The organism is Aliterella sp. E5.1, from assembly GCF_057473825.1.
In genome coordinates, this window is record NZ_JBYCCV010000146.1 from 1 (window position 1) to 7,123 (window position 7,123).

10 protein-coding genes and 2 pseudogenes are annotated in these 7,123 nt (G+C 41.6%); 6 read left to right on the plus strand and 6 right to left on the minus strand.

Going from position 1 to position 7,123, the window contains the following annotated elements; translation table 11 throughout:
• Nucleotides 1–126: 126 nt before the first annotated feature.
• Nucleotides 127–273, plus strand: a pseudogene (locus tag AC2VE5_RS23320) (carbohydrate porin); the annotation flags it as partial.
• Nucleotides 274–330: 57 nt separating this feature from the next.
• Here AC2VE5_RS23320 and mnmH read toward each other — a convergent pair.
• A complete protein-coding gene (mnmH, locus tag AC2VE5_RS23325) occupies nucleotides 331–1,401 on the minus strand; it encodes a tRNA 2-selenouridine(34) synthase MnmH (protein ID WP_486890051.1) in 1,071 nt (356 codons plus the stop codon).
• Between the two features lie 72 nt (nucleotides 1,402–1,473).
• Entirely contained in the window at nucleotides 1,474–2,607 is a 1,134-nt protein-coding gene (locus AC2VE5_RS23330; RefSeq protein WP_486890052.1) for an SAM-dependent methyltransferase, read from the minus strand.
• A 389-nt stretch (nucleotides 2,608–2,996) separates the two neighbouring features.
• Here AC2VE5_RS23330 and AC2VE5_RS23335 point away from each other — a divergent pair, with 389 nt between their 5' ends.
• The 5 genes and pseudogenes from AC2VE5_RS23335 (at nucleotide 2,997) to AC2VE5_RS23355 (ending at nucleotide 5,820) form a co-directional block, all read left to right on the plus strand.
• On the plus strand, nucleotides 2,997–3,914 hold the full coding sequence (locus AC2VE5_RS23335; RefSeq protein ID WP_486890053.1) for an alpha/beta fold hydrolase: 918 nt from the start codon (nucleotides 2,997–2,999) through the stop codon (nucleotides 3,912–3,914).
• Between the two features lie 118 nt (nucleotides 3,915–4,032).
• The gene (gene arfB / locus AC2VE5_RS23340; protein WP_486890054.1) at nucleotides 4,033–4,446 is read left to right on the plus strand and encodes an alternative ribosome rescue aminoacyl-tRNA hydrolase ArfB; all 414 of its coding nucleotides are present in this window, start codon (nucleotides 4,033–4,035) and stop codon (nucleotides 4,444–4,446) included.
• Between the two features lie 63 nt (nucleotides 4,447–4,509).
• Nucleotides 4,510–5,142 carry a glutathione S-transferase family protein gene (locus tag AC2VE5_RS23345; RefSeq protein WP_486890055.1) on the plus strand — a complete coding sequence of 211 codons (633 nt, stop codon included), beginning with the start codon at nucleotides 4,510–4,512 and terminating at the stop codon, nucleotides 5,140–5,142.
• Between the two features lie 155 nt (nucleotides 5,143–5,297).
• Nucleotides 5,298–5,597, plus strand: a pseudogene (locus AC2VE5_RS23350) (WGR domain-containing protein); the annotation flags it as partial.
• A gap of 61 nt (nucleotides 5,598–5,658) precedes the next feature.
• On the plus strand, nucleotides 5,659–5,820 hold the full coding sequence (locus tag AC2VE5_RS23355) for a hypothetical protein (protein WP_486890056.1): 162 nt from the start codon (nucleotides 5,659–5,661) through the stop codon (nucleotides 5,818–5,820).
• Here AC2VE5_RS23355 and AC2VE5_RS23360 read toward each other — a convergent pair.
• The 4 genes from AC2VE5_RS23360 to AC2VE5_RS23375 all read right to left on the minus strand — a co-directional run.
• Nucleotides 5,812–5,976 (minus strand): hypothetical protein, encoded by a 165-nt coding sequence (locus tag AC2VE5_RS23360; protein WP_486890057.1) that lies wholly within the window; start codon nucleotides 5,974–5,976, stop codon nucleotides 5,812–5,814. The genes AC2VE5_RS23355 and AC2VE5_RS23360 overlap by 9 nt on opposite strands.
• Nucleotides 5,969–6,508, minus strand: coding sequence for a transposase (locus AC2VE5_RS23365; RefSeq protein WP_486890060.1), 540 nt, complete (start codon nucleotides 6,506–6,508; stop codon nucleotides 5,969–5,971). The genes AC2VE5_RS23360 and AC2VE5_RS23365 overlap by 8 nt, the downstream gene beginning before the upstream one ends.
• A 45-nt stretch (nucleotides 6,509–6,553) precedes the next feature.
• Nucleotides 6,554–6,808, minus strand: a complete 255-nt coding sequence (locus AC2VE5_RS23370; protein WP_486890058.1) for a transposase — start codon at nucleotides 6,806–6,808, stop codon at nucleotides 6,554–6,556.
• Nucleotides 6,787–7,123 (minus strand): glycosyltransferase (locus tag AC2VE5_RS23375; RefSeq protein WP_486890059.1); only part of this gene is annotated, 337 nt, incomplete at its 5' end. The genes AC2VE5_RS23375 and AC2VE5_RS23370, both read right to left, overlap by 22 nt.

Genomic DNA, 7,123 nt, shown 5'->3' on the forward strand with positions numbered 1-7,123 from the left:
TTTACTGCCTCTAGCTCTAAATGGGGAAAAGCTTGAGTAACTTGACCCATATCCACCTGCCTAACTCGTTGTTTGAGGACAAACTTTGTTGTTCACTACTCTACTATATTTGAACGCAATTTGGTATCATTACATATTGAAGGCTTTTACAAATACCAGCTAACAGAAAATATTGCCATTACTCCTGGTCTAATTTGGCTGACGGCTCCCAATCACAATCAAACTAACAACGATATTGTTATTGGTATAATCAGAACTACTTTTGAGTTCTAGCTTGTAGTTACGCCAATTTTTCAATTTTTGACCTTATCCAAACAAAGTCAAATTTTCCTATATTCTTTCAACTGGCTCATCTGCCACTAAATAATTCAACAAGTTTTCAATACTCTCCTTTGATAAATCTGGTACGGGTAAAAATTGACTTGTTTTTTTAAAATCTCGTTCTATAGATTGGGTATAGCTAGGGTCATAATGAAACTGCAATAAGTCTTGGACAAATTTACTCCACAACCCAGCATCAATTGATTGCTCCCATTGCTGGATTTTTTCTTTGCCATAACGAGGTTTGAGCAACTGCAACTTAGCTTTCAAAATCTCAGGATTCTCTACTAAGTGCGCATAGGCTCTTAATAAGAACTGTACTCTAGCATCCAACGGTAATTGAATCTCAGTGCAGCTTGCTTGCTTCATTTTCTGCCACAGAGACGGCGGTAAATGAACTTGCCCAATCTTGTTGCTTTCCGATTCTACCCACACAGGTAAACTTGGATTAAAACTTTGCAATTGTTGCAGCAGTAGCGACTCAAATTGTTTTTGCGTAGGTTGCGAAATAGGGTTATTTGCCCATTCTTCCCCCAAAAGCGAACCACGATGATTGGCTAAAGCTTCCAAGTCGAGAACTTGCTGGCTTGGGCGTTGACTTAGTTGCTGCAAAATATGAGTTTTGCCTGTACCTGTAAGTCCGCAGAGTATTTTGTAAGTAAATTGTGCTGGTAAAGTTTCTAACTGCTGGCGCACGTAGGCGCGGTAGGTTTTGTAACCGCCTTCAAGCACCGTAACTTGCCAACCAACTTGCGATAGCACTAGCGCCATACTATTAGATCGCTGTCCGCCGCGCCAACAGTAGACCAAGGGGCGATATTGTTTATCTTTTGACTCAAAGTAGTTGATTAAGTGTTGGGATAGATTTTTGGCGACGAGAGCCGCCCCTCTTTTACGTGCCGTAAAGGGGGATTGCTTATAAATCGTTCCTACCTCCGCACGTTCCGCATCACTTAGTACAGGCAAATTTATCGCTCCAGGAATTTGATCTTCGGCAAATTCGGCGGGAGAGCGAACATCGATAATTTCGCTGTAAGTTTCTTTCCAAGGCTGGGTGGTAAAGGTAGGAGAAGGCGGCATTTACAGTCAAACTCTATATATATTGATTGTGACACTCAAGATATATAGATGGCTTGGACTTAAAAGCAATTATTAAGTATGAACCATTAAAAATTGACCGTTCCCATTATACTCACCGTCACAACTAGCAAAGTTGCAAACAAACCACATCAAGTAAAACCGCCAAATTCGGCGAAATTTGGCATAATCCATGCCGTAATCTAATTGTTTGATGCTTGATTGATTGCTATCAAAGTTGTTTAGCCAAGTAGCAAAGGTTTTGGAGTAATTAGAACCATTGATGTACCATTTTTTAATAGTTTTGAGGTGCTGGTTGTGGCTAGGAACTGCGTCATAGTTCCAAAACCGACCGTGGGGAAAAATGTATTGATGGGTGTAAACGCTAGATATATGATTGGGCGTGCGGACGGTGATGATATGAATAAAGACTTTGCCGTTATCTTTCAAAAATGAAGCTAATTTTTTAAAAGCATTGGTTAAGTTGCCAACATGACAAAAAACACCAATTGAGAGAATTTTATCGAACTTTGTTGCAAATATTGCATCGTTTAAATCTCCTTCATGGAGGGTAAATCTACCGGAACTAAGATAGCTTTGCGGGTCTTGCATTTTGTGGCGGATATATTCACATTGTTCGTGACTTAAATTCAGACCTGTAAATTTGACATTAGGAAAATTGGACAAAATATAATTAGGCACGCACCCCCAACCGCAGCCAAAATCTAGAATATTGTCTCCATCTTGGATATCTAGTTTTTCAATTACATCATCAATCATCATCTTCTGGGATTGCTCAAGATTTAATGCTCCCTTTTCCCACAATCCCATGCTGTATTTAGGATAAATGAGTGGATCATCTCCCAGCATTTTATTTAACATCGCTTGCGGTAAATCGTATTGAATCTTCATGAGATCCTTTGACCCTTCTGCAAGATGCTCAGTTTCGTTTAATACCCAGTCATAAGGTGCGAGTAATGAAGGGAAATACTGAAACATGACTGGCATACAGGTATTAAAAATACTCTGCATAACATAATCGGGAGCTTCTAATCCGTTGATATAAGCCTCGGCTACTGCCATTTGCAAAGTATTAGCTATTTCAACTGTCCCACGAGTCAATTGATATGCTAAGGGGCTTTTAGTATTGATATCTCCTACTAGCGGAATATGCTTCTGGATATCTTGTGCGATATTGACGTAAGTCATGTTCTTACTCCAGTTAATATCAAAAAGATTGCTATACCTAACAACATTAGGCTATAGCCAGAATATAGGTTTTCTATTTAGTAAAAATTTATATAAGTAATATAAAAATTAGTCGCTGATAGCAATTGGATTGCGATTAAACTACCGATGGCGATCGCTATACTGCGTAAAATGCACTCCTAGGCTTTTGGGGAGTTATTGTGACGACCTGCTGCCAAAATCAAAGTTGGGAGATACAGCCGTCAAGTTATGGGTAATGAGGATAACATATTGATCGTGGTTGGCGAAGCTTATTGCTGGCAGTTTCGATTGATTAGTGCTGGTAGTGCGGTATTTGGACACAAAATTTAGCAAGCTTTACCTAGTTCATTTTAATTTTTACAAAACTGATGCAAGACTGGTGGCAAAAGACCTTTCCTCAAGGGCGGCAAACCCTAACGATTATTGACGCTAATGGCTATCCTGTCCAAATTGCTTATGGTGAAAAAGGAGTAGGAAAACCACTATTTTTAGTTCATGGTATTGGTAGTTGGAGCTACAATTGGCGGCACTGCGTCGAGCCATTATCGCAATATTTTCGAGTAATTTGTTTTGATGCTAAAGGCTATGGATTTTCCCAAAAGCTAATGCACCCTGAAAGACCTGACCATCAAATCATTGAAACTCAGCGAATTATTCACGCCTTGTGTAATGAACCACCGATTATTGTTGCCGAATCCCTAGGAGCGTTAGTTAGCTTGGCGCTTGTTCAGGCGTATCCAAAATTAATTGAACGCTTAGTAGTAATAAACGTACCGATTTTTCCCGAACGCTTGCCTCATTGGGGAATGATGACGCTCTCTCAAATGCCACTGGAATTAGTGCAAACGATTGATCATTTGCGGCTGGCTTACTTGTTTGCACCCTTGTTCAAAGAAGTTATGGCTATAGAACGGCGCAGCGTGCTACACGATCCATCAATGCTGACTGCGGAAGATTTGTACTGGATCAGCTATCCATTTATTGAGTTGCCCGGTACTGTTGCCAAAGTTGCCCAAGAAGTGCAAATAGCAGCGCGGGAAATTGAGCATTTACAAGCAAATAAACCTAACTTGATTAGTAAAGTTCAAAATGCTTTGGGTATGATTAAGTGTCCAACACTGATTTTGTGGGGTGAGCAAGACAAGTGGTATCCGTCTAGCGATGGGAAAAAACTAAGCGATCGCATCCCCAACTCTAAATTAGAAATTATCCCCAATTGCGGTCATGATGCTTCATCTGGTGCTGCAATTGCAGTTACTACAGCCGTGATTAAATTTCTGCACTGATCCAATTTCATTCAATTAAGTTACTAATTGGTTTTTGTTAATTCCGGGGTGGCAGCGCGATTGCGCAAAGCGTAGCGCTAAGAGCGATCGCACTGCAAGAGCTAGATAACATAAAAGTATGGTGCAAATTTCTAAAACAGTAACTATTCCCGATGGCGAGATTGAGTTGAGCGCGATTCGTTCTCAAGGTGCAGGCGGTCAAAATGTCAACAAAGTAGCAACTGCCATTCATCTGCGTTTTGATATTAACGCTTCCTCTTTGCCCAACTATTACAAAGAGCGATTGTTGCAATTGAGCGATCGCCGAATTACAAATGATGGTGTAGTTGTCATCAAAGCTCAAGAACACCGCAGCCAAGAACAGAACCGCGAGGAAGCGCTAGAACGATTGAAGGATTTGGTTAAAAGCGCCATAGTTGTACCCAAACTCCGCAAACTAAGCAAACCGTCTCGTAGCGCCCAAAGAAAGCGGCTTGATAGTAAAAGTAAGCGAGGAGAAATTAAGGCAACTAGAGGAAACGTGATTGAATAAATTTAAAGGTTGCGGGCAGAGTATTTTTGTTAATGTTGATTTGTAACTAAAAATTTACAAATCATGGCAAAACCTACTATCTACGGCATTCCTCAAAGCACTTACGTCCGTACCGTCCGACTGCTACTTGAAGAAGCAGGGATAGAATACGATCTCAAACCCGTTGATATTTTCAGTGGTGAAACAAAGTCACCGGAATACTTAGCAAAACATCCATTTGGTAAAGTGCCAACTCTCGAAGTTGACGGCGAAATACTTTATGAGACAAGTGCTATTACTGAATACCTCAATACTGCTCTAGTAAACAATAAGTTTAGCTTGTCAACTCCAATGCTCCAAGCGCGAATGCGCCAAATTATGGCAATTATTGACAACTATCTCTATGCGCCAGCAGTGACAACAATCGTTATCCAGCGCCTAATTATACCGAGCCAGGGCGGGCAAACTGACGAAGACAAAGTAAAAAATGCGATCGCACCTGCACAAACAGCATTGAAGGCAATTGAATCGATAGCTGTTTGCAACCCGTATCTGCTAGGAAGTGAAATCGGAATTGCCGATTTTTACTTAATTCCTATTTTCGTTTACCTCAGCAAAACTCCAGAGTTTGAGGCAATTACAGCGCAAACTCCTAAAATCCGCACGTGGTGGGATAAAGTCAGCAATCTGCCAAAGGTGCAACAAGTGTGTGCTTAGTTTTATTTAATTTGCAGTGAAGATGCGATCGCACTTTGTAACCTTTACTCCTGTAATTAATGTGTAATTACAGGAGTAAAAAAGCGAAATCTTTGATTCCCCATAAGTCAATTTTGGTTGCTATAAATGATGCAGCAGTCAACAAGGAATAGATTATGGCAGAGGAGAAGACTTACTTAGAACTGCCGCAGACAGAAGGCAGTCACAAATTTTATGAAGAGATTGTTAATGGCACAGAAGTATCGATTCGCTATGGTAGGATAGGCGATCGCGGACAAGTTCAGGTCAAAAGTTACCCAACAGCAGAAAAAGCTAAAGCTGAAGCAACGAAGAAAATCAACGAGAAACTCCGCAAAGGCTACGAAATAGCAGTTATGGGTGTCCGTTCTAAACGTGCTGTAACCCGCCGTCAAATAGTTAGCAACAAGTCTTCCGCTTACCAAGCGCCAGTCCTTAGAAACTACTTCCGAGACGACAGGGAAAGTAATTGTTGAGTGCTTCAAACAAGGAAGTAATTTGAGAATCCGTGTTGTTTCTCCTGGCTATAATCCCAACTTCAATGTCCAATTTCCTAAAAATATTCGGGAACAAGGGGCGCAATATGTTGTAGATGAGGTAATTGAATCTGGGCGAGGCTTCTATCGGGCTTTTGGCGATATCAACAAGTTATTAGTCTAAGTTATCGGGGTCGATACCGCGCGATCGCAAATATTCTGACATTTTATCTGCTCGTTGACGTTCAGCTTCGGCTCGTTGGCGTTCTTGTTCTACCATTTGTTCTGCTTGCATTAAGCGTTGCTGCATTTCTATAGAACCCATTTGGGATCTACTCATGAGCCAGCCGCTTGAGCATCAGCCTGATGAAACAGAGATTGAGCTTCGCTGTGGCATGAGCGAGCGTGCGCTCAAAGTTTTTGACCAAGCTCTTGCAACGCTCCATCCAAGCGTTGGAGCGTTCAATTACCCATCGAGTTGCAACTGAGACAAATCCCGTTTTCCCTTGAGCGGCTTTTTCGGCTGGGGTGGGCTTGGGTGCTAGTTGAAACCGGATCTTGGTCATAATCCGAGGATAAAGCGCTTGCAATGCGACTGTAATCTTGTCTGGGTGATAGCCGTGGTCAAGCAGAATCGTAATCTTTGGGATGTTCAGAGGCTGGGCACGAAAATAGTCTAAGTTCTGGCTTAACAGTTCAATCAAGCCATTGTCATCGCTCACACTGGCTTTCGTGCAGTGGGTGAAAAATGGCAGACCGAGGGTATCAACCGCTAGATGGCGTTTAATACCGTTGATGCACTTGTAATGACAAAACCCTTTCGACCCTACACCTGCATTGCACGTATTCTTCACCGCTTGCGAGTCGATGATTAGTAGCTTTGTCCACCTTGGTTTTTTTTGACCTGAACCCTGACTTTACTGTGCAAGGTCGTCATAATCTGCTCGAACACTCCTGCATCTCGCCATTGCTTGTAGTGCCAGAATACCGCCCTTGTAAGGCGGCAAGTCTTTCGGTAGGTCGCACCAGTTACACCCGTTCTTAAGTTGATAAAAGATGCCATCTAAGATTTGTCGCTTTGTCCACTTTGGTGGTCTGGTTTGCTTTTTCTCAGGTAACAGTGGTTCAATGACCTTCCACTCTTTGTCGCTTAGGCTGCTAGAGTACGGCATTTATTTCTCATCTTACCCCCTCTCTCAAGATCCCAAATGGGTTCTATAGTCTGTTTTTTTGTAAAATCTGTATTAACTGTATATAAATCCCCTTTTTGAAAAAGCCGTAGGTAATAATCTTTACCACTCTGTTGAGGTATTGTATTTACATCTACACCGTGGAATGTTGTAATTAGCTTTCCTTGGAGCGCACCAACATCTTTTAAGGCAACGCCTTTTAACCCATTCCAACCAAAGTGACAATGCAAAATATCATAGGACAAACCCTGATTAAGCCACGGTATTACCTCATACAAAAGTGTTAATAAGCTTAAT

What these genes read in the sequence shown, in the direction of transcription:
- AC2VE5_RS23335 (WP_486890053.1), top strand. Translation starts at nt 2,997, where the DNA reads ATGCAAGACTGGTGGCAAAAGACCTTTCCTCAAGGGCGGCAAACCCTA.
- AC2VE5_RS23330 (WP_486890052.1), bottom strand. Translation starts at nt 2,607, where the DNA reads ATGACTTACGTCAATATCGCACAAGATATCCAGAAGCATATTCCGCTA.
- AC2VE5_RS23345 (WP_486890055.1), top strand. Translation starts at nt 4,510, where the DNA reads ATGGCAAAACCTACTATCTACGGCATTCCTCAAAGCACTTACGTCCGT.
- AC2VE5_RS23360 (WP_486890057.1), bottom strand. Translation starts at nt 5,976, where the DNA reads ATGAGTAGATCCCAAATGGGTTCTATAGAAATGCAGCAACGCTTAATG.
- AC2VE5_RS23370 (WP_486890058.1), bottom strand. Translation starts at nt 6,808, where the DNA reads ATGCCGTACTCTAGCAGCCTAAGCGACAAAGAGTGGAAGGTCATTGAA.
- mnmH (WP_486890051.1), bottom strand. Translation starts at nt 1,401, where the DNA reads ATGCCGCCTTCTCCTACCTTTACCACCCAGCCTTGGAAAGAAACTTAC.
- arfB (WP_486890054.1), top strand. Translation starts at nt 4,033, where the DNA reads ATGGTGCAAATTTCTAAAACAGTAACTATTCCCGATGGCGAGATTGAG.